The sequence below is a fragment of the Anabaenopsis sp. FSS-46 genome, assembly GCF_029891665.1.
In the GTDB taxonomy this organism is placed as follows: domain Bacteria; phylum Cyanobacteriota; class Cyanobacteriia; order Cyanobacteriales; family Nostocaceae; genus Anabaenopsis; species Anabaenopsis arnoldii.
This window is the reverse complement of sequence record NZ_JANQDG010000153.1, coordinates 1-19,954: the sequence shown is the minus strand read 5'-3', so window position 1 is coordinate 19,954 and position 19,954 is coordinate 1. Positions and strand designations below refer to the sequence as shown.

24 protein-coding genes are annotated in these 19,954 nt (G+C 39.1%); 7 read left to right on the top strand and 17 right to left on the bottom strand.

All coding sequences use genetic code 11. From position 1 onward, the window contains the following. Positions 1-334 precede the first annotated feature (334 nt). From NWP21_RS18650 to purS, 3 genes are all read right to left on the bottom strand, one after another. Positions 335-3,394, bottom strand: a complete 3,060-nt coding sequence (locus NWP21_RS18650) for a hypothetical protein (RefSeq protein WP_280793849.1) — start codon at positions 3,392-3,394, stop codon at positions 335-337. Positions 3,395-3,600: 206 nt separating this feature from the next. Further along, on the bottom strand, positions 3,601-4,275 hold the full coding sequence (gene purQ / locus NWP21_RS18645; RefSeq protein WP_280793847.1) for a phosphoribosylformylglycinamidine synthase subunit PurQ: 675 nt from the start codon (positions 4,273-4,275) through the stop codon (positions 3,601-3,603). A gap of 93 nt (positions 4,276-4,368) precedes the next feature. Further along, positions 4,369-4,647 (bottom strand): phosphoribosylformylglycinamidine synthase subunit PurS, encoded by a 279-nt coding sequence (purS, locus tag NWP21_RS18640; RefSeq protein ID WP_271733269.1) that lies wholly within the window; start codon positions 4,645-4,647, stop codon positions 4,369-4,371. A gap of 145 nt (positions 4,648-4,792) precedes the next feature. Here purS and NWP21_RS18635 point away from each other — a divergent pair, with 145 nt between their 5' ends. Further along, positions 4,793-5,197 (top strand): Fur family transcriptional regulator, encoded by a 405-nt coding sequence (locus tag NWP21_RS18635; protein ID WP_280793846.1) that lies wholly within the window; start codon positions 4,793-4,795, stop codon positions 5,195-5,197. Here the strand turns inward: NWP21_RS18635 and NWP21_RS18630 are convergent. After that, the gene (locus tag NWP21_RS18630) at positions 5,178-6,161 is read right to left on the bottom strand and encodes a stomatin-like protein (RefSeq protein ID WP_280793845.1); all 984 of its coding nucleotides are present in this window, start codon (positions 6,159-6,161) and stop codon (positions 5,178-5,180) included. The two genes, NWP21_RS18635 and NWP21_RS18630, sit on opposite strands and share 20 nt — an antisense overlap. Before the next feature lie 60 nt (positions 6,162-6,221). Continuing rightward, a complete protein-coding gene (locus NWP21_RS18625) occupies positions 6,222-6,653 on the bottom strand; it encodes an NfeD family protein (protein WP_280793843.1) in 432 nt (143 codons plus the stop codon). 410 nt (positions 6,654-7,063) lie between these two features. Between NWP21_RS18625 and NWP21_RS18620 the strand changes: the two genes are divergently transcribed. Beyond that, positions 7,064-7,336, top strand: coding sequence for a ferredoxin-thioredoxin reductase variable chain (locus tag NWP21_RS18620; RefSeq protein WP_280793842.1), 273 nt, complete (start codon positions 7,064-7,066; stop codon positions 7,334-7,336). Positions 7,337-7,341: 5 nt separating this feature from the next. Here NWP21_RS18620 and NWP21_RS18615 read toward each other — a convergent pair whose 3' ends face one another. From NWP21_RS18615 to NWP21_RS18590, 6 genes are all read right to left on the bottom strand, one after another. Then, positions 7,342-7,563, bottom strand: coding sequence for a hypothetical protein (locus NWP21_RS18615; RefSeq protein ID WP_280793850.1), 222 nt, complete (start codon positions 7,561-7,563; stop codon positions 7,342-7,344). Between the two features lie 38 nt (positions 7,564-7,601). Further along, the gene (locus tag NWP21_RS18610) at positions 7,602-8,390 is read right to left on the bottom strand and encodes a YdcF family protein (RefSeq protein ID WP_280793841.1); all 789 of its coding nucleotides are present in this window, start codon (positions 8,388-8,390) and stop codon (positions 7,602-7,604) included. 85 nt (positions 8,391-8,475) lie between these two features. Next, positions 8,476-8,973 (bottom strand): hypothetical protein, encoded by a 498-nt coding sequence (locus NWP21_RS18605; protein WP_271734168.1) that lies wholly within the window; start codon positions 8,971-8,973, stop codon positions 8,476-8,478. A 33-nt stretch (positions 8,974-9,006) separates the two neighbouring features. Continuing rightward, entirely contained in the window at positions 9,007-10,530 is a 1,524-nt protein-coding gene (locus tag NWP21_RS18600; RefSeq protein WP_280793840.1) for an AAA family ATPase, read from the bottom strand. Positions 10,531-10,720: 190 nt separating this feature from the next. After that, positions 10,721-11,020 carry a 50S ribosomal protein L25 gene (gene rplY, locus NWP21_RS18595; RefSeq protein ID WP_271734170.1) on the bottom strand — a complete coding sequence of 100 codons (300 nt, stop codon included), beginning with the start codon at positions 11,018-11,020 and terminating at the stop codon, positions 10,721-10,723. A gap of 92 nt (positions 11,021-11,112) precedes the next feature. Continuing rightward, entirely contained in the window at positions 11,113-12,444 is a 1,332-nt protein-coding gene (locus NWP21_RS18590) for an adenylosuccinate synthase (protein WP_271734171.1), read from the bottom strand. Between the two features lie 559 nt (positions 12,445-13,003). Here NWP21_RS18590 and NWP21_RS18585 point away from each other — a divergent pair. The 3 genes from NWP21_RS18585 (at position 13,004) to folB (ending at position 14,435) form a co-directional block, all read left to right on the top strand. After that, on the top strand, positions 13,004-13,267 hold the full coding sequence (locus tag NWP21_RS18585; protein WP_280793839.1) for a type II toxin-antitoxin system HicB family antitoxin: 264 nt from the start codon (positions 13,004-13,006) through the stop codon (positions 13,265-13,267). Then, a complete protein-coding gene (locus NWP21_RS18580) occupies positions 13,260-13,499 on the top strand; it encodes a type II toxin-antitoxin system HicA family toxin (protein WP_280793838.1) in 240 nt (79 codons plus the stop codon). The genes NWP21_RS18585 and NWP21_RS18580 overlap by 8 nt, the downstream gene beginning before the upstream one ends. A gap of 567 nt (positions 13,500-14,066) precedes the next feature. After that, on the top strand, positions 14,067-14,435 hold the full coding sequence (folB, locus tag NWP21_RS18575) for a dihydroneopterin aldolase (protein ID WP_280793837.1): 369 nt from the start codon (positions 14,067-14,069) through the stop codon (positions 14,433-14,435). 85 nt (positions 14,436-14,520) lie between these two features. On the opposite strand, the gene NWP21_RS18570 is transcribed toward folB, so the two are convergent. Further along, positions 14,521-15,522, bottom strand: a complete 1,002-nt coding sequence (locus NWP21_RS18570; protein WP_280793836.1) for an L-histidine N(alpha)-methyltransferase — start codon at positions 15,520-15,522, stop codon at positions 14,521-14,523. 175 nt (positions 15,523-15,697) lie between these two features. Between NWP21_RS18570 and folK the strand changes: the two genes are divergently transcribed. After that, a complete protein-coding gene (gene folK / locus NWP21_RS18565; protein ID WP_280793835.1) occupies positions 15,698-16,192 on the top strand; it encodes a 2-amino-4-hydroxy-6-hydroxymethyldihydropteridine diphosphokinase in 495 nt (164 codons plus the stop codon). Here the strand turns inward: folK and NWP21_RS18560 are convergent. The 5 genes from NWP21_RS18560 to NWP21_RS18540 all read right to left on the bottom strand — a co-directional run bounded on the left by NWP21_RS18560 (position 16,149) and on the right by NWP21_RS18540 (position 19,195). Beyond that, positions 16,149-16,415, bottom strand: a complete 267-nt coding sequence (locus tag NWP21_RS18560) for a hypothetical protein (protein ID WP_280793834.1) — start codon at positions 16,413-16,415, stop codon at positions 16,149-16,151. The genes folK and NWP21_RS18560 overlap by 44 nt on opposite strands. Positions 16,416-16,564: 149 nt before the next feature. Then, positions 16,565-16,990, bottom strand: coding sequence for a 6-carboxytetrahydropterin synthase QueD (gene queD, locus NWP21_RS18555; protein ID WP_280793833.1), 426 nt, complete (start codon positions 16,988-16,990; stop codon positions 16,565-16,567). Between the two features lie 38 nt (positions 16,991-17,028). Then, positions 17,029-17,916: a dihydropteroate synthase gene (locus tag NWP21_RS18550; protein WP_280793832.1), complete on the bottom strand. Its 888-nt coding sequence runs from the start codon at positions 17,914-17,916 to the stop codon at positions 17,029-17,031. A gap of 47 nt (positions 17,917-17,963) precedes the next feature. Then, positions 17,964-18,683: a bifunctional dihydropteridine reductase/dihydrofolate reductase TmpR gene (tmpR, locus tag NWP21_RS18545; protein WP_280793831.1), complete on the bottom strand. Its 720-nt coding sequence runs from the start codon at positions 18,681-18,683 to the stop codon at positions 17,964-17,966. An 8-nt stretch (positions 18,684-18,691) separates the two neighbouring features. Beyond that, a complete protein-coding gene (locus NWP21_RS18540; RefSeq protein WP_280793830.1) occupies positions 18,692-19,195 on the bottom strand; it encodes an NUDIX domain-containing protein in 504 nt (167 codons plus the stop codon). Positions 19,196-19,663: 468 nt separating this feature from the next. Between NWP21_RS18540 and NWP21_RS18535 the strand changes: the two genes are divergently transcribed. Then, a partial coding sequence (locus NWP21_RS18535) for a hypothetical protein (protein ID WP_280793829.1) occupies positions 19,664-19,954 on the top strand: 291 nt, incomplete at its 3' end.

Below are 19,954 nucleotides of genomic sequence, written 5' to 3'. Positions count from 1 at the left end.
TTTCAACACACTTGATGAACTTCGCGCTCGCCTCAACGAACTTCTCAGTCAAATCACATCAGAACGTGTTATTTCCTTGACTTCTTATGATTTTATTCTCGAAGCTCTTTTTTATGCAGCTTCAATGTAAATTGATATAAGTTAGAATAACTGTAAGTTTGTCATCTACCCTAGGGTAGAGATAAAACCCCCTTCTGATTTGTGATCTATTCGTTTATCTCTACTATCTGTTGTTAAACGCAAAGGGCGCAAAGGTTGGCGCAAAGGTACGCAAAGGTTTATTTTCTATGGCTTTAAGATAAAAATTACCTGTTGAAAACTTATCAAACATCCACTAAGAGCTTGATTTGGGTCTTGCGAGTATATCCCTAACATAAGTTAAAAAAGCTAGAGAGTTAAACTCTCCCGAACCGCGACTATATTTTAATAAAGCTAGTTTACCAATAGACTCATTTCCGATCAGGTCTTGATAAGGGTCTAACTTGATTTGAAGTTTACCCGACTTTTCGTGCTTTTGATAACGGGAGAAATGAAACAAAGTCAAGCATTGCAAAATCTCGCTTTTTAAGTGACTGTCCTGATAAATTAGTCCGGTTCTAATATCCTTGTCATCTAGTATACCCTGATAAATATTCAGCAAAGTTGCGTAAGACATTACACCATTATAGTTGGTATCTTTAGCAACTGCGATACCGTTAAACAAGTTGAAAAATACAATTGACTTCTTGCTACTATCTTCTACTAACTGTGTCAGTTCTACAGTATCTTGAATATATAATGATGTGGACTTGATTTTGTTTTCAACTTTGACCGCGTAGTATTTATCAAAGAACATCGGATAAATTTTAATATCACTCCTTTCTTGTGTCAAAGCCTTAATGACATTTGCTGACATAAAAAATAGTTCCTCGCTTTTAGTTTGAGTGATGTGTAATGTGCTGCTGTAAGGAACTTTTGCTATGTAAATAAAATGTCTGTAGCCTTTTTTATAGAGTTTATCTACATTCTCAACTATCACACTAGGATATGAAAACATATCTTCATGATTATCATAGTTTTCGGAAAATGTTTTCCATAATCTTAATGTCGCAGTTTGCGGTTGAATTTGGAAATCAATAATTTCCCCCATCAGGTTAGATTTTTGCGCTTCCATTCCCCATCTGCTATCAGTACCGCGACTAGAAACTATAATCATTGCTAGTTTATCTAGTTCTTGAAATTGGAATTTATCTCCAGATGGGAAAGTGAATTTTTTCGGTAAGATAGAATACAAGGATGCTAAAGTATTAGGAGTTTTAAATTTACCCTTTTCCGAAAACTCCTGAATATCTATTCCCTGGGAATTACTCCGATATTGTTCATTAAATAAATGGGATAATACACCGGTCAAGGAAACTATAAATTTTTCTATGGGTGGGTCATCTTTCTTGTTGTTAAGGTGTATCCTTAAAATGGGAATAAATAACTTTGATTGTTCTTCTAATAAGACATACAAGCAGATGTAAGCTAGTAAGCTGTAGGTAATTTTGTAAATAAATTCTTGATGGGACTCTAGTTTCTGGGTTTCAAGTTTACCCGGTTCTAGTTTTTTAGGATCTGGACGATAGGGAAATATTACCAACTTACGGTTTGATAGGTTTTTTTGACAAAAATTGAAGCACTCGGTATCACTAGCTGGTACAAATACTACCGGTAAAACACCAATACCCTGACCTGTTATATTTATGTCATATTCCATCTGAAAAGTTTCTCTGTCATCAGTCTCAAAAAAGTAGATTTCACTGATAGTCATTTTGGCTGGGAGACTGACGAGAAAACTGTTATCTGTGGTTGCTTCCCCCAAGTTGATATATTTAAGACAGTCTTTAGGATTCTTCCGTAACAAAGATTTAAAAAATGTATCTCTATCAACAATAGTGTTAATATCTGCTTCTAAGATACTATTCTTGACAGAAATATGTAGGGGATATTCTCTGGTAGGAAAGGAAGTTTTCCGCTTGATCAGATTTGTTAAAACTCCCTTGAGAGTTTTGATTTTTTCTTTAACTTCCAACTTGTCAAACCCATTAATAATGCTTCTAAATAGTCGTTTTTTAGCTTCATCATTACTACCTTGCAATATTGGTAATACAGATTGTTCCCATTTAGTAATGGGGTTATATTCTAAATCATTCTGGGGATTATTAGGATCTTGACGAGATGCAAATAAAAAGTAATATAAACAAGCTATCTTTAACACCTTTTCTACAAAGAGTTTTTTTCTAGATTCATCTTTAACCCCTTCTTTATGTTCTTCACTATCTGGGTTTAAAATCCTTTGATTATAATCAAAAACTGTTTTCCCTTTTTTATGGGCTTGGACTTGACCATCAAATTTCAACTTTAAACCAAAAATAAATTCTACTTTCTCGCGGTTTTCCTGTTCTGTTTCTCCTAGGTAACCCTCAATTAAGGGGATAATGGGAAGCATATCAAATGCTTCTCCCCGAGAAAACATATTTTGGTAATTAACCTCTACTCCCTGATAGTTAACTATATATTCCCCGTCTGCTTTGTTGGTATTATTAATATAGTCATCTAATAATTTTAATCTTCTGATTAAGTCCTGTAAATATATTTTACCTTGCAAGTTGTTCTGACTAGCATTGTCATCAATATTTTCATAGAGAAATTCTAAATATTTGATTTTGGCTAATTTCTTTAATTTACCTAATGTTTGCTGGTTCACCAGATTTTCTAAGCGGTGAATATCTGATTGATCATTTTTCTCTAAGTTATCTAAAATATATTCTAGGTCATCCTTTTCCTCCGATGTAGGATCAAGTTTAATATCTATAAAGTTATTAATTCCCTCTAATAAGTGGGCGGTAAAATTACTGGGTTTGTCCACTGAGATTTTAACTTTATGGGCTTTAAGTAGTTGTGTGTGTTTTCCGTCGTTATTTCTAACTGTTAATCGCTGTTTTTGTAATTGGTTAGATGGTGGGAAATTATAGGCGAGGTCAAATTTACCTGATTGTTGGCGAAATGTCTTTAAATCTGCAATCAGTTGTGTGACAAATGTCAATCTATCTAAAGATAGATTTTGGCTCAAGTAGGATGTTAAATTGGATCTAACTAATTCAGTGATGTTACTTATTTGCTCTGGAAATCTATCTTGAGAGCCAGGGCTAAAATTGAGAGTAGCAGCACGTACTCCCTGAGCATTTCCTAAAGGACTATTCACTTGTGAAGTGGCGATTTCAGCGGCTATTTGATTAATATCCACCACTAACCATTGATGATTGTTACTGGTTCTGAAGATTTGGTTTTTCTGTAAGCTTTGGCAGATTTTCGTTAGTAAGTCAGTATAATCGACATTTGCTAAATCAGGATTGATTGTAATTTTATTCACGTAAAGACCTCAGTATGTAAATATCTGCAATTGATATCTATGGATATAATAAGCACAATTATAATTATAGCCCATAGTGACCAGTGAAACAGTAGAAACTTAACCAAAAGCAGCCATAAAAAAAGTCCAGTAATCAGGACTAAAAAAATAAGATGAAGATTGGGGAGTGTTAATTCCTCAGAGTAATTCACAGCACAGGAAGAAAATTAAACCCAGGCGGCGATTTTCCCTAATAGGCCTTGAAATAGGCGCAATCCATCAGTATACCCCAGGGAAGTATCTGATGCTCTTTCTGGGTGAGGCATCATGCCTAAAACATTGCCTTGTCGATTGCAAATCCCGGCGATATTATTGAGTGAGCCGTTGGGATTGTCTCCTGCATAGCGAAAAACCACTTGACTATGATCTTCAAGGGCTGCTAAAGTAGACTTATCAGCATAAAATCGCCCTTCGCCGTGGGCAATAGGCAGAGTGATAGTTTCATTGGTAGTGTAGGCTTGAGTCCAAGGAATATCGTTACGCTCAACGGTCAGCGGAGCGCGATCGCAGATAAAATGTAAGTCTTGATTTCTCGTCAAAGCACCGGGTAACAGACCAGCTTCAGTTAATACCTGGAAACCGTTACAGATACCGAGAACAAATTTACCTGCTTGGGCGTGGTTAATTACCTGCTGCATCACAGGGGAGAAGCGGGCGATCGCACCACAACGCAGATAATCACCGTAACTAAAGCCACCGGGGATGATAACTACATCCAAATCAGTGATATCAGTTTCTTGATGCCAAACCATGCGAGTAGGCAGCCCCAGCAAATCTCTGGTAACATAAGCAACATCGCGATCGCAATTAGAACCCGGAAAAACCAAAACCCCAAATTTCATGATTTAGTGATTAATTCCTCTTAATTAGTGTAGTGGGAGTGAGAAATGGGGACAGAGAAATTAATATGCTTCCCTGTTTCCCCATCCTGGATGCTAAATAACTCCTGTTTGTGTTTCCACCTCAATCAAATCAAAGCGATAATTTTCAATCACTGGATTTGCTAACATTTGGTCACAGATACGTTCAAGGTCTCGACGCGCCTTGATCTCCTCAGTAGAAGTGATGGTGAGTTCAATGTACTTCCCAATCCGCACCTGTTCCACGTTGTCGTATCCCAGTTGCTTCAGACCAGATTGTACGGCCACACCAGCAGGGTCTAACACTGAAGGGCGAAGGGTCACGAAAATTTTGGCTAGATACTTCCTTTGCACAGGCTTTTTGCTAAATGCTGCGATCGCTATACTATAACTTTCTGTCCCAACTGAGTCAAAATAAAATCAACAAGCAGTTACAGTTAAGGAATAACCTTGCCAATTTAACAGCTGTCACTACAGTAGTAAATTTAAATAATTGTCTATGAGAGCCATACGCACCCGCAGTCAAGAGCGGATTCTCAGCCTACTCAAGAGCATCCAACAAGGAATTTCTGCCCAAGATATTTACGTAGAATTACGTAATCGCAACCAAACCATGGGTTTAGCAACAGTTTACCGCTCACTGGAGGCCTTAAAACTAGAAGGGATGGTACAGGTGAGGAATTTAGCCAACGGTGAAGCCCTGTATAACCTAGCCCAACAAGACAAACACCACCTGACCTGTTTGCAGTGTGGCCTATCAATTCCCATTAATCAATGTCCTGTTCATCCCTTAGAAGACCAGTTAGAATCCCAGCATAAATTTAAAGTCTTTTACCACACACTAGAATTTTTTGGTTTGTGTAGTCAATGCCAAATGAATCAAGCTAACGTTGCTCATTCTTGAGACCACCAAAAGAAGGATGACTAGCATCAGCAACAATAGAACGCATCCCCTCCAAAGTAGCAGGGATAGTGCGGGGGTCCATAAACATCACCTTACTACTGTCGCTGCTACCAATCTTCGTCCCCATGTCCAAATAACTTTGAGCTAGTAAAAACTGCAAAGCTTCTTGTGCTCCTGGTTGACCATTGAGAGCATTAGTGATTACTTGGAGAGCTTCAGCGGTTGCTTGGGCTTTGAGGACTTGTTGCTGGCGTTCAGCTTCAGCTTGTAAGATAATAGATTTTTGTTGCGCTTCCGCTTGGAGAATCGTAGATTTTTGACGAGCTTCAGCGTCTAAAATTTGCGCCTCAGCCTTCCCCCTAGCGGTATTCACCGCGGATTCCCGTTCCCCCTCGGAAGTGAGAATTGCTGCCCGTCGCCGCCGTTCTGCGGCCATTTGGAGCTCCATTGATTCTCGCACCGTCTGGGAGGGAACAATATCGCGCAATTCTACCCGGGTAATCTTCACACCCCAAGGGTCAGTGGCAATATCCAACTCACGCAATAATATTTCATTAATTTGAGATCGGGCGGTAAATGTTTTATCTAACTCCAGTTGTCCCATTTCCGAGCGAATTTGAGTTAGTACTAAATTTGTCATGGCTGCTTGCAGGTTTTCCACCTTATACCATGCCTTTTCCATGTCTACAATCTGCCAGTAAACCACCGCATCCACTTCAATCCCCACATTGTCCCGGGTAATACATTTTTGGGGAGGAATATCTAAAACTTTTTCGCGGATAGTTTGTTGATAAACGATTTTATCCAAAAAAGGCACCACAAAATTCAGCCCTGGGCCAAGCTTTTTATTATAGCTCCCTAATCGTTCTACTAATACCTCATTACCCTGATTCACGACTCTTACAGATCCTGCAACTGCAGAACCACCAAGAGCCAGAAATACTAGCAAGAAAAATTCATTCATATTTTAGATTCTCCTAACTTCTCATGCCATGTCTGTGTGAACAACTGTACAAGCGCCCACTCAACGCAATAGGTAATCAGGCATTACAATCAAAGTAGTGCCTTCTCTTCTGACTACATAAACTCTTTGATGGGGTGCTATGTACAGTTGCTCGTCGTCACATTGTGCGCGCCAAGAATTCCCCTCATACAGCACCCGTCCGGTTTCCCCAGGGGGAATTTCCGTTAAGGTTTGAGCTACAACTGTATCCAGTATTTTTGATTTGCGTCCTCGCGGTTGCAAAAAGCCACGAGAAAGCACAATCAAAACTGTGGACAGTAATAACCAAGCTGCAACTTGCAACCCTAAACTACCCACACCCACTAGAGACAGTAGCGCCACCATTAAGGCACTAATTCCCATCATGAATTCCACAAAAGCCGATGGTAAGAACAGTTCCATTAAACACAGAACAGATCCCGCCAACAGCCAGATTAAGGTATAACTTGGCATAGGCATAGCACCATTCTAGACTCTAGATTCACCTAAATTGATTGCTTGGATCAAATCCACTTACACTTTAACCGTATCCTTAACCCACTAAATCTTAATTAATATTGATTAATTTTATTAGGTGTGTCCTCCAAAATTAGGGAATAGGTTTTTCCAGTCTGCTGCTGGGCTTGGTTCCCCCACTATCGGTAACAACATACCCCGCTAGTTAAAGATATATTTTCAGTTGAGAAAACTAGTAACTATTTATTGTAGAATAACATTTGTATTTAAAGCGCACAGCAACAGTAAAACGGATTTTTAATGATCTGAATGTCCCTCACTAATCACTATTAAAGCCTGCATGGGCAGGCTTTGTTTGTATATTAGTGAATATTACAAACAGTTTTTTTTAGCAGTTTCAGTAAGGAGTGACTGTGGAGATGCTTATGGAACAGCAAAAACCAAGTGGAGATGTGGTGATCAAAGTAGGCGATCGCATCCGTGTTAAAGAGTCAGTAGTAGTTTATCATCATCCTGAACATCGGGGTGAGGCTTTTGATCTCAAAGATACAGAAGGCGAAGTCGTGAATATTGCTACTGAATGGAAAGGTAGACCTGTCAGCGCTAACTTACCGATTCTAGTGCAGTTTAGTAAAAAATTTAAAGCTCACCTGCGTGAAAATGAGTTAGAAGTAATTTAAATTACTCACGAGCGGCGAAACCACTGAAAAATATTCAATTCGCCGCGCATTTTCTCTAACTCTTGACGATGCTGTGCTGCTGTTTGGTAATACCAAGCGCAATAACTCTCAAACTCTGAACGAGTCTCAACTTCTGCGTAAAATTGGTAAGTTGTGTGATAGTGCGAAAAGTCAGCATCAACTTCACACTGAGGCGATGGCACAATATAAGGTAAATGTTCAGACATCATGATAATAGCACCAACTCCCTAAACATTCTAACTGCCTACAGCCAACCACGCCAGCCATAGACCCAAATACCAAGATATTCTTTGATGGCACTGGTAAATAACCGTAAGTTACCCACATCAGGCAATAAGTTCAGGATAGCAGCTTTGGGGGTTCTAGTCATGGCTGCCATTTCATTTTTACTCACCTGAAAATCAGTCGGTGCGGGAATCACATCGATACCTTGACGTTGGAAAATTTGCACAGATCGCGGCATATGCATTGCAGAAGTAACTAACAATACCTTACTAATACCACGTGCTGTTAAAATCTGCTGAACATTCACAGCATTCTCATATGTATTGAGAGCCTCCGGTTCTTGAATAATCGCCTCCGATGGGATCCCAATTGATGTCAGCACATCCGCCATATCTACAGATTCTGGGGAACTGTTACCACTCCAGTCAATGCGACCCCCAGTGACAATAATGATGGGGGCTTTGTTTTGGCGGTATAATTGGGCTGCATAAATAATGCGATCGCCCGCCTCATTCAAATCAACAGTTACCCTGGGAGGGTCAGGGGAGCTAGTCGCACCACCTAAAACTACAATTGCTTGAGCGGTGGGTACTGGACTTGTGGGGAGATATTGCCATTCTAGCGATCGCACCACAGACTTAGCCACCCAAGCATTACTAGAAACCAGCAATATAATTAAAGCCAAAGCAATCGCCATAGCGGCCGCGCGGGGACGTTTCCATAGGGTCACCAATGCCACCATTAAACCAATAGTAACCAGTCCCAGGGGATAAAAAAACAGTGGTAGTAACTTAGACAGATACAGCACGTTTCAAATAAATAAAATACACAGCTTCAGATCATAAATCTTGTGGGGTGGGTATCCTACCTGCCCTCTCTAAAAACATATTCCCTCATTTTTCCCAAAACCGGAAATTGAAACTTCCAGAAGTCCGACGATAACGACGGGAGACTTTTCTAGTTTGCTGTTTAGTAATTCTCTCCCTGGGGCCTTCATTCACATCAACATCTAAAACCTCCATAGGTAGCTGAGTATTCATAGGCTCCTTACAACCCCACCAAGCAGTCATCCAACCCCCACCCAGAGCGGCCATTGCACCTAGGAAGATCCCAGCGGGTGCAGAATACCCCAACAACACAAACCCCACCAAGAAAAACAACCAATATTTTAGTCCCGCGTCAATACCATCAGAGGAGGGTATAGCAGGTTCCCGGGGGCTATTTTTAGTAGAACTTGTGAACCAACCCAACACAAAACCAGCAATAATCCCCAAAAAGATACTCAGGGGTAGTGAAAAGCCCGCCATGAGCAATATGAAGATTAAAAATCCCCCAAATATCAGTTGAGAAAAGAATTCCGGTGAGATAGGCGGTAAACCTTTAGTTGCCATAGACTTACAAACACTGTAAACTACTGATTTTAATTATGCCTGTGGTGATGCAGTGGTATCCCAAATCTGCACATAGGGCATTTCCTCCCTGGTAAATGCTTCCGCCTGCTCTAGCTGCGATGTTAATAAATCTACAGTAGCATCAGCAATATCCCCAGTACGTTGAGCCAGACGCTCTTGCACAACTGCTAAAGGTGCAGTGCAGTATATAATCTCCAGGGGAATTTGGTATTTTTCCGCTTCCCCGATGGCATTTTGTCGGAGGTTTTGTTTATCATATTTAGCATCTAGAATTACATTAAACCCTTGGCGAGCCAGGATAATTCCCAGATCCAGCAACCGGCCATAGGTTTTTTGAGTCATTTCTGGGGTATATAAATCATCCCCACCACGCTCCCAAACAGAAATCCCCCCTAAATGTTTACGCACCGCATCTGAGCGAATGTGAATCGCCTCGAATTTACGCGCCAAATATTTAGCCGTTGTAGACTTCCCAGAACCTGACACCCCAGACATTAAAATCAGTTTTCCTGATTTTGATTTAGTATACTCCCAAGCTTGGCGATAATATGCTGCTGCCGTTTTTGCCGCCTCTGCCTTGACTGTTTCTGGTATATTGGGGTCATCTAACAAAAATGAAGTCACCTTGGCTCGAACATAAGCTTGACGACTTAAATACAGAGGTAATAACTGCAATCCTTCCCAATCACCAGTTTGCTCCACATAGGTGTTTAAAAAGACATTAGCTAAATTAGGGCTGTTTCGCGCCTCCAAATCCATGACCGTAAACGCCACATCATACATCACATCCACAAAGCGAAACGGCTCGTTAAATTCAATGCAGTCAAACAGAACCATCTGATCATGCCATAAAGCAATATTTCTCAGGTGTAAATCGCCATGACATTCACGAATGTAGTTATTTTCAATTCTACTGGTAAATAATTCTGGATGTTCTAAGAAAAAATTATCTGTATATTTTTTGGTTTCCTGAAACTGTTGCTGTGTCTGGGGTCCACCAATATACTTTTCTGTTTGTTGATAATTCTCATCAATTGCCGCCCGTACTTGCGGCACTTCGCCAAAACTGCGAATATAATCGTTAGTTGTTGTAGATTTAGCGTGGTACTCAGCCACTACTTTACCTAGGTTCTCTAAGTCAGCCTCTGTTAACTTACCTTGATCAAATAGTGTACTCAAGAGTAAATCCTGGGGAAACTGGCGCATTTTTAGGGCGTACTCTACAGGCTTTCCTGCGCCTTCTAAGTGATATTGCCCATCAACTACAGTTATAGGTAATACTTCTAAATACAATTCAGCCGCGCCCCGTTGATTCAAACGCAACTCTTCTTGACAAAAATGCTTGCGTTTTTCTAGGGTAGAAAAATCCAAAAAGCCAAAATTGACGGATTTTTTCAACTTATAGGCATAATCCCCCGTGAGCAGTACATAGGAAATATGAGTTTGAATCAGTTCTATGGGTTCTGTGACTGGGTGGGGATAAAATCCCGGTTGTAACATCTGCTGAATTAAAACTGGAAGATTTGCTGGTGTCATAAAAAAACCGTGGGTTGGATAGTTACAAAAATTTCACATAAATCCCCCAGGTGCAGGGATTGTACAAGGTCAAAGACCAACTCATAAACCCATGTTCTCACACTTTCAATAAAAAACCAGGGTTTAACCCTGGTATCATCAGCAATCATGAGATTTTTTAGTGGTGTTTTTTACAACTTACACCACAGCATTAACTTTGAGCGGATGCAAAAAAGCTCAGATGGTAAATAAAACCCTTAGCAGGATGGGATTGCACTTCTCGTAATACAGTTGTACCAGTCCACTCCAGTTCAGGGATATTTAGTTCAATTTCTGTTTTATTTACACCAGCTTGTTTGAGCAGACGCTCCACAGTTTTAGCTTCCACTACTAAAGAAATTGATTCTGTACCTTTGTGACCGTACAAATTAGCAGGTATCAGACCAGAACGACGTAAAGCATTAGGTTTGCTCCCTTCTGGTCGCTTTTGAGATTCGACTTTAATCGCCATAGAAGTTGTCAGTTATTAGTTATCAGTTGTTGACATTTGCACTTGATCATATAAACAAGGGCCTCCCCATCTGTCTTACACTCCCTACTTAATTAAGCAGCGGGTGTACCGTCACCGTACAATAAAGCACGTTTAGGTCCGTGTATGGGATCTTCCACAATAATGGTTTGATCGCGACTAGCTCCTAAGGAGACGATCGCGATGGGAACTTCCATCAATTCCGCTAAGAATTTCAGGTAGTCTAGGGCTTGGGGTGGTAAGTCTTCCAGTGTACGACATTCCTTAGTGGATACTTGCCATCCTGGTAGGGTTTTATAGATGGGGCGACATTGCGCAAATCGACGGGAACTGGTGGGAAAGTTTTCACAGCGATCGCCATCTATTTCATAGGCGACACAGACTTGAATTTCTTCTAGTTCATCCAGAACATCCAGCTTGGTAATGGCCATACAATCCATACCATTAATTCGTACCGCATAGCGACCAATCACCGCATCAAACCACCCACAGCGCCGCTTGCGTCCTGTCGTTGTCCCAAATTCCGCTCCGCGATCGCACAACAATTCCCCGATTTTTCCATCTAACTCCGTGGGAAAAGGCCCTTCTCCTACCCTAGTCGTGTAGGCTTTAGACACACCAATTACCCTGTCTATCATTGTCGGCCCTACCCCCGCTCCTACGCAAGCCCCACCTGCTACCGGGTTAGAGGAAGTCACATAGGGATAAGTCCCGTGATCTAAATCTAGCAGGGTTCCTTGTGCCCCTTCAAACAGGATATTGCGGCGACGCAAAATTGAATCATATATTTTTAGGGATGTATCCACCACATAAGGCCGTAAGCGATCGGCATAACCCATATATTCCTCAATTACTGCTTGGGGGTCTAGGGGTGGTAGATTGTAAAGTTTTTCTAAAATAACGTTTTTATAATTAATCGTCCATTCCAACTTCTCCCGTAGGGCTTCCGGGTTCATCAAGTCTAACATCCTAATCCCTGTACGCTCGGATTTATCCGCATAGGTCGGGCCAATCCCTCTCCCCGTCGTGCCGATTTTATAACTTCCTCGCCGCTCCTCTGATGCCTGGTCAATTACCCGATGATAGGGCATTGTTACATGGGCTGTTTCTGATATTAACAGATTGGCAGCAGAAATATTTAATTTTTCCAGTTTATCCAATTCTGCTATCAACACCTGTGGATCTATCACCGTTCCACAGCCAATAATACATTCCGTATTGGGATACAAAATACCAGAGGGGATTAAGTGCAGCTTAAATGTCTGACCTTCCACCACTATTGTGTGTCCAGCGTTCACTCCCCCTTGGTAACGTACTACCACATCTGCGGAGCGGCTGAGTAAGTCTGTGATTTTACCTTTTCCTTCGTCGCCCCATTGGGCACCTATGACAATTACGTTAGCCAAGAGATTATATTATCAGATTATAGTTTGCACAAACTATAATTCTTAACACATTGGCTGAATTTTGTCAAGAGTCAATTTTCTATGATTTATTTAATAGGATTTGATCCCCCCTAACCCCATTACAAGGGTAGGTTTTTTACATTGTCCTCAGGGCAAGACTTGGGGGACAAGGAAGGATAGTGGACAATTGAGGAAACCCGTTAATGTACAATTGGTCACAAAAACTGACGCTCAACAGACCATTTTTTGTAGAAAATCTTCCTTGTCTACAATACCTCCTTGTCTTCGGTGGTCTTGCCTTCACAGTTAATATTAAAAACCTACCCCTGTGAGAATATCCCCCCTTAAAAAGGGAGGAATTTTAGATAATTTGCGATCGCTTTTCTTGTTGGGTGTATTAACAAAGTATAATGCGCCTTATTTATTGTCTATTGATCAAATGATCCAAAGACGTTAATTTAAAAGATTGAGGTAAGGCAGTTTGTTGGGTTGGTTTTGTGTTAAAATTAAGCTGGAGCAAATTCTAATATCCGATTAAAATTCCAACGGAACAAGCACCATGAACTTTTATACTGTTATTCTGAAAAAAAGTGCAGATTACTGGGTTTCATTATGTCTTGAAAATGGATTAGTTGGACAAGGAGAAACTCAGGAAAAAGCTATTGATAAACTAAAAGAAGCGATTGAATCTTTTTGGGAGATTTATCATGATCAAGCCAATATCTATACCAGTCCTATTCCTATAGACGAACTTCATGAATTTTTAAGTGTGGGAGATTCTGAAACTCCCGAAACTTACGAACTCAGAAAAGTTTATGCCTAAAAATATTCCTTCTCTTAAACCCAAAGCACTAATCAAAATTCTGGAAAAAGGAGGCTGTCAATTTTATCGAGAAGGAAAAGGTGATCATCGTTTATATTATAGAGTATTGTATAATGAACGTCGAATCGTTCCTATCGATATAGGTGCAAAAGAAATGTCCCCTGCTTATGTTTTACGAATTTTTAGACAATTTGGTTTTACAGATGAAGAAATAGAAAATTTCTTAAAATAGATGATTGAATGCGTTTTTTCAAACGAAGAAGATAGCTATCCTAGTACGCTTTACATCAGTTGCACAACAGCTTATTTGATTATTGAACAAACACGTGATGTTGATTTGCGGATTTATTTACCTATTGGATAGTACAGCCAAGCAGCAAACGCGAGTCTATGGAAGTTCACCACCTTATGAACCGCCGGATTATTTAATTTTGTAAAGTTCAGTGTCTGAATTTTGCAGGAATACAAGTGCTGAAAGTGTTGTTTTTGCCAGGTTTCGGCACAATGTTACAGAATGTAAAGCAGCTTGAAAGTTTGTCGCCGGGAGGTGGGAGGAATTAGATTGAGTAAGGGTTTATGAATAAGAGTAAAGTGATTAATGACTTGACTCCTTGGTGTTTTGCTGCTAAAATAGCCATATCAGCTTTTAAATTTAGCAACTAAAAAAGCTATACTTGCACGTTGTAATTACCGCAAAACCCGTGTAAGACAAATTTCCAGGCAAGAAATTGTCAATTTTAGATTTTATGTGGAATATTCAATTTAAGATCTAAAATGCAAAATTAATGTTCAAACTTTTATGGACTGTATTCATTTAACAGGGATTCGCTGCTACGGCTATATTGGCTATTTACCAGAAGAAAAGGTATTAGGGCAATGGTTTGAGGTGGATTTAAAAATATGGGTGGATCTTTCTAAAGCTGCTGAAACTGATGCTATTGAAGATACTCTAGATTATCGTAGCGTGATTAGTTCAGTCCAGAATTTAGTAAAAACATCTAAATTTGATTTACTGGAAAGGACAGCAGGTGCGATCGCTGATACTATTCTCAAAAATAGTGATCTTGCTACCCAAGTACAAGTTATTCTCATCAAACCTGCTGCACCTATTCCCGATTTTGATGGTAACATTCGGATTGAACTTACTAGAAGTAAGTCCCATACCTAAAGCCATCACTTAATCTTGAATTGATAGTGATAAAATCCCCGACTTATTTTAATATCCTGATCCCAAAATTCGGGGATCTGAACACTTAAATCTTTTGACAGAAATAAACTCCTTCTTGTTGATCTGCACCTTCCCAATAATCCAAGACTTTAATATTATATTCTTGTAGGATTGCTTGCATTTTCGCAGTAGTGTAACGATAGGAGAAAAACAATTGCACTTTATCGCCACTGTGCCATTCAATTACTTGACCTTCCAATTTAAAAGAGATATCACTATCTACTTCAAATCTAGCATTTACCCTTTTTAAACTTGGATAATTTACATCATCTTCTATGGAAAATTTAATAGTTCCATGCTCCTGATTTATCCCTGCATCAGCTAAAACAGTGATCAGCCAATCTTTAGTTAAATCATTATCATATTGGGGTAAAATTTGCTGAACTCCTCCTAAGTAATCATCTCCGGGTGACAAATTCGCACTCATCAATAAAATATCTCCTGATTGGAGAAAATTATTTAAAAGAGGTAAAAATTCATCAGGAGTAAAATTAGGAGTCATGCCGAAAAATGTAATGATTTTTGTGTATCCATTTCCTTGTTCACCAAGTTCTTGAATTAGATCATCTGCATGAAGTAAATCACAAACAACCGGTTGTACAGAAACTTGAGGATAAGACTCTCTCACTTTTTGAGCAGAAATTACAGAAAGAGATAAACTCACATCTACTGGATAATAAATTATTGCTCGTTCTTTATGCTCCAGATAAGAAACTAAAAGTTTATCTTTTTCACCGCTGCCACAACCTAAACCGATTAATTGTATATGTGAATTAATATCTATAAAATCAGCAGTTTTTTGAAAACATTTTGCATAAGCATTTACACAATCATCACTGGTTCTAGCGGGAGAATAGCTTTCATGTATTTTTAACCATTTCTGACTTTGTTTAACGCTGTCATAATGGAATTTATGGTTGATTTTTTTTAAGAAAAACCCGTTTAAATAATCTTGGTATACTTGGTTAGGGAATTGACTGGAATGGACATATACGTTTTCAAACACCCTCTGAGAACTGGTAGACATAATAAAAGATTCCTTGATTTTGAGCAAATAGGCTAGTTGAGTTGATAAATTATATAGTAATCGAAATTTGGATCTTTATATCCATAAATTTTGGTGACAAAAGCTGATAGGATAGATATTAATGATTTCATTGCTGATGTCAGTCAAAAATAGTCGGTCTACAAAATTTAGGTTTATGGTTGAGAACTCCGAGCAAATAAATACTAGAACAACTTCATTGAGTGCGATCGCTCTTGGTAGTAATATTGGCGAATCCCAAGCTATTTTAGAAGGCGCGATCAAAAGCCTAGAAAAAATCCCAGGTGTTACTATCAAAGCCATTTCTAGTTGGTACAAAACGGCTCCTGTCGGTGGACCAGAACAACCTGATTATCTCAATGGTTGCGCTATTTTGGAAGTACAACTTACTCCAGAACAATTGTTAAAGACTCTTCAAGAAATTGAACAAGAATTTGGTCGGGTTCGCAAAGAACGTTGGGGACCAAGAACTTTAGACCTGGATGTAATCCTATTTAATGATTTAATTTTAGAAACACCCGATTTACAAATTCCCCATCCACGCATGAGAGAAAGGGCTTTTGTATTAGTTCCATTAGCGGAAATTGCACCCGAGTGGATAGAACCTGTCACAAAAGAAACCATTTCTCAACTGTTAGAGCACCTGGATTAAAACAAACACGCTGAGAAGCAATAAGATATTCACTTCCTGGAATGGCTTCTATAGCTTCAAATTCTTTCACTCGCTGACCAGTGGCAATAACTATATATTGTGCTGTAATTTCATTTTCATCAGTGACAATTTTGAAATGATTTCCCACTTTAGTGATATTTTTTATTTGTGAATGCAAAAAGTTCATATCCAGTGTGTCCAGGTATTCCCAAATACCAGACATTTTGAAAGTAACTTAACTTTTGCTGACCTCCTAATTTTTCACTTTTTTCTATCAAAATGGGAGAAAACCCCAGATGTTTTAACCACAGGGTACAAGACATTCCAGAAGCACCACCACCAATCACACAAACAGTTTTATTGCTCGTGATTTCAAAGACTCAAAAAATTAATTTTTTCTGGAGAGTAAATACATTGACTTGTACAAGTTTCATCAATTCTGATGGCTACCAGTCCGGGAATTTGGGGTTTAAGCTGTTCATAAATCCATTTGGCGATCGCCTCACTGGTAGGATTATTTAAACCCGTACTTTCATTTAAATAATAGTGGTCTAAGTAATTTTCCAGCAGAGGTTTTATGTATTTGGAAATATCAGCATAATCCATAATCATCCCCTGTTTACAATCTGAATCAATTAACTTATTACCACTAACATAAACAACTCCACGCCAAGAGTGACCATGCAATCTCGCACATTTACCATCATGATTGGGTAATTTGTGAGCCGCTTCAAATCTAAATTCTTTACCAATGATCCAAGTTTCTGGTAAAGATTCATTACCTGGTGTTGAGGCCATTTTCCTATTGCACCCTGGATTTCTATCTACTAGGATAATTAAAATGAATGGAGAGTGTCTAACACTGCTTTCACTTTAGGTACTTCATGGGTTCTAAATAAATCAGTCTTCCCTAGTGCTGCTAACACTGCAAAAAATGATTCCGCTGTTCTGACTTCTTCCCCAAAATATTCAAAAGCGTGAGGTAACGCATGACACACGGGAAAACCTAACTTTCTCAATCTAAAAGTAGTCAAAAAAGTTTTCATTTGATATTTAATTCTCAAGGAACTGTCTTGCAGATTTTTATAATAAAACCCTAAACCAGCATCGACAAAAATCTTTCTCACACCCAATTTAGTAGCAATTTCTATTTCATTGGCAAAATATTCATACATTAATTGGGTTGGATCATCACCGAAATCAAAATCACCTACTTCTCTCACATTCTTACCTTGGACATAACAAATAATCACCCCAGCATCAAATTCAGCTATAGCTTGGTAGATTTTTTCACTATCAAAAGAACCAGTTAAGTTAATGACATTAGCACCAGCTTGTAAACATTCTCTGGCCACTTGGGGATAATAGGTTTCAATTGAAGTTAAAACCCCTTCTTGGTTAAGAGATTTTAACACCGGTAAAATTTGCGAATTTTGGCGAATATCTTCAACTCTTTCTGCTTTTTCTAAGGTAGATTCTGCACCAATATCTATAATATCAGCACCTTGAGCTTTTAATACTAATCCCCTGCGAATAGCCTGATCAGAATTTAAGCACACGCTTTCTCTGTACCAAGAATCATTGGAAAGGTTAATAACTCCTAAAATTGCTGATTCAGAATTGAAATTAAATTGCTTTTCTCCCAGGGTAAATTCTTCTACTTTTACTTTGAGAGCATCATTATACTTTTCATGTATTTCATAAATATCTTCAATGGTCAACATATTTCTGATCCTTTTTTACTGTTTACTGTTTACTGTTCACTGATAAATTACAATTTCCATCCTCCTGAAACTTCTAATATCTGTCCTGTAATATATTCAGATTCTGGGCTAATAAAAAACCAAGCTGCATGGGCTAGTTCTTGTAAAGTAGCAGGTCGTTTTGTAGGTAGTTGGGGAATTGATTCCTCTAAATCAAAGGAATTTTCTGCTATTCCTGGTGATACTACATTCACTGTGATTTTATCTGTAATTAATTCCTTAGCTAAGGATTTGGAATAGATAATAATGCCAGTTTTAGCAATTATGTAAGGTGTGTTAGTGTCACGGGCAAGAATCTGTTGGGCGTTAGCACAAGCAAAGTTAACTATCCGCGCACCTTGAGCCGCTTTGAGGTGAGGTAGGGCTGCTTTAGTAACATAAAAGGTAGCATTGAGATTAGAGTTAATAATTTCGTGCCACTCTTCCACAGACCATTCACTGGTAATTCTGTCTATGTAGTTACCTACATTATTTACTACCACAGATAAACCACCTAATCCTTCAGATGCTTGTTTTACCAATGATTCAGCTTGATCGGTATTAGTGATATCCGCTTGTAAAACAATGGAATTTACACCATAATTAGCTGCTTCATGACTGGCTTTATTTGCGGCCTCTGCACTGCGATTATAGTGAATTGCTATGTCAAATCCTTTACTTGCTAAATCGAGGGCGATCGCCTTACCTATTCCTGTTGATGATCCTGTTATCAATGCTTTTTTCAACATTTGAGAATTTACTGATGATAATATTTACTAATGTTATTTTGCAGATAGTCTTCAATCAAAACTTGAGTATAAGTATTGAGAGGATATTTTTGCGCTTGTTGCGGAGTTACCCACGCCCATTCCACAATTTCCTCATTAGGTATAATTGTTTCACTAGCAGAAAAAGCATAGTAGTTAACCATAATAAAATGAGCAGACTTATAGAACTGGGAATCAAGCACTGCTTCTTGCAAAAAACCAAAGCGGATATCAGACAAATCTAAGCCTACTTCTTCCCTAAACTCTCTGATCAAAGCTGCTTCTAGAGTTTCCCCCCAATCAACTTTTCCCCCAGGTACACCCCAAGTACCCCGCCATTTGGTTGTTTTGACGATTAGCACATCTCCACGCGAGTTAACCACCAGCGCACCCACCGTAGTCAAGGGGAAATGCTTTTGTACAGCATCCTTCTCTATTGTGGACTGACTTTGCATTTTCACTTCCGTATTTTCCAAGAATTTATTATTACTCATACTTGAGATATATTATCACTCTCGATATTGTATCAATAAAAGGTTAAGTATTCAGCTATCAGTAATCAGTAATCAAGTTTTTCATAACCATTTCCCCGCAAGGGGACGGAAACGTGAGGATACCCTGGTAAAACCACCAGTGGGTTAACGAGAAAGATGCGGTTTTCAAGGAAGATAATTCCACCATCCATCTGGGGAATGCTCCGGTAAATCTCTCAGTTCTCAGAGCGATTGCTCTGAATATCCATCCTACCAACAAGGGTCAGGTTTTGACCATGACAGAAGTCATTGGTTGCCTTGTGTATCTACCTGTTGTATAATTTTTGTGATCGTGAAATACCCACGGGGTGGTAACCTTCACGTCACAGGCATTGAGTTGTTTAATATTTTCTAAACAGCCTCTAAGGGGTAGAATATACGAAAATTCCCAGGGTAATAATTTTTCATTAATGTTAACAGGTGCATACTATGTCACAACAAATAATTTCATCGCTCGATGAACAAAATGCTCTACCGGGTTCTAATTTTACCTTGCCCTTGTTGTATAATACCTCAACAGGTGATAATACCCTCACTGGTATTAGTCTGCGGTTGCACTATAATTCTAGTGAACTGAGGTTCCAAGGTGTAGAAAACTTCTTTAACACCAGTGTATTCTCTCCGGTAGTCGACCAAGCTGATAATAACGACTTTGACAACGACCCCCAAAGCGATCGGTATATCCAATTTGCCTATCTTGACTTTTTCGGTAACTGGCCT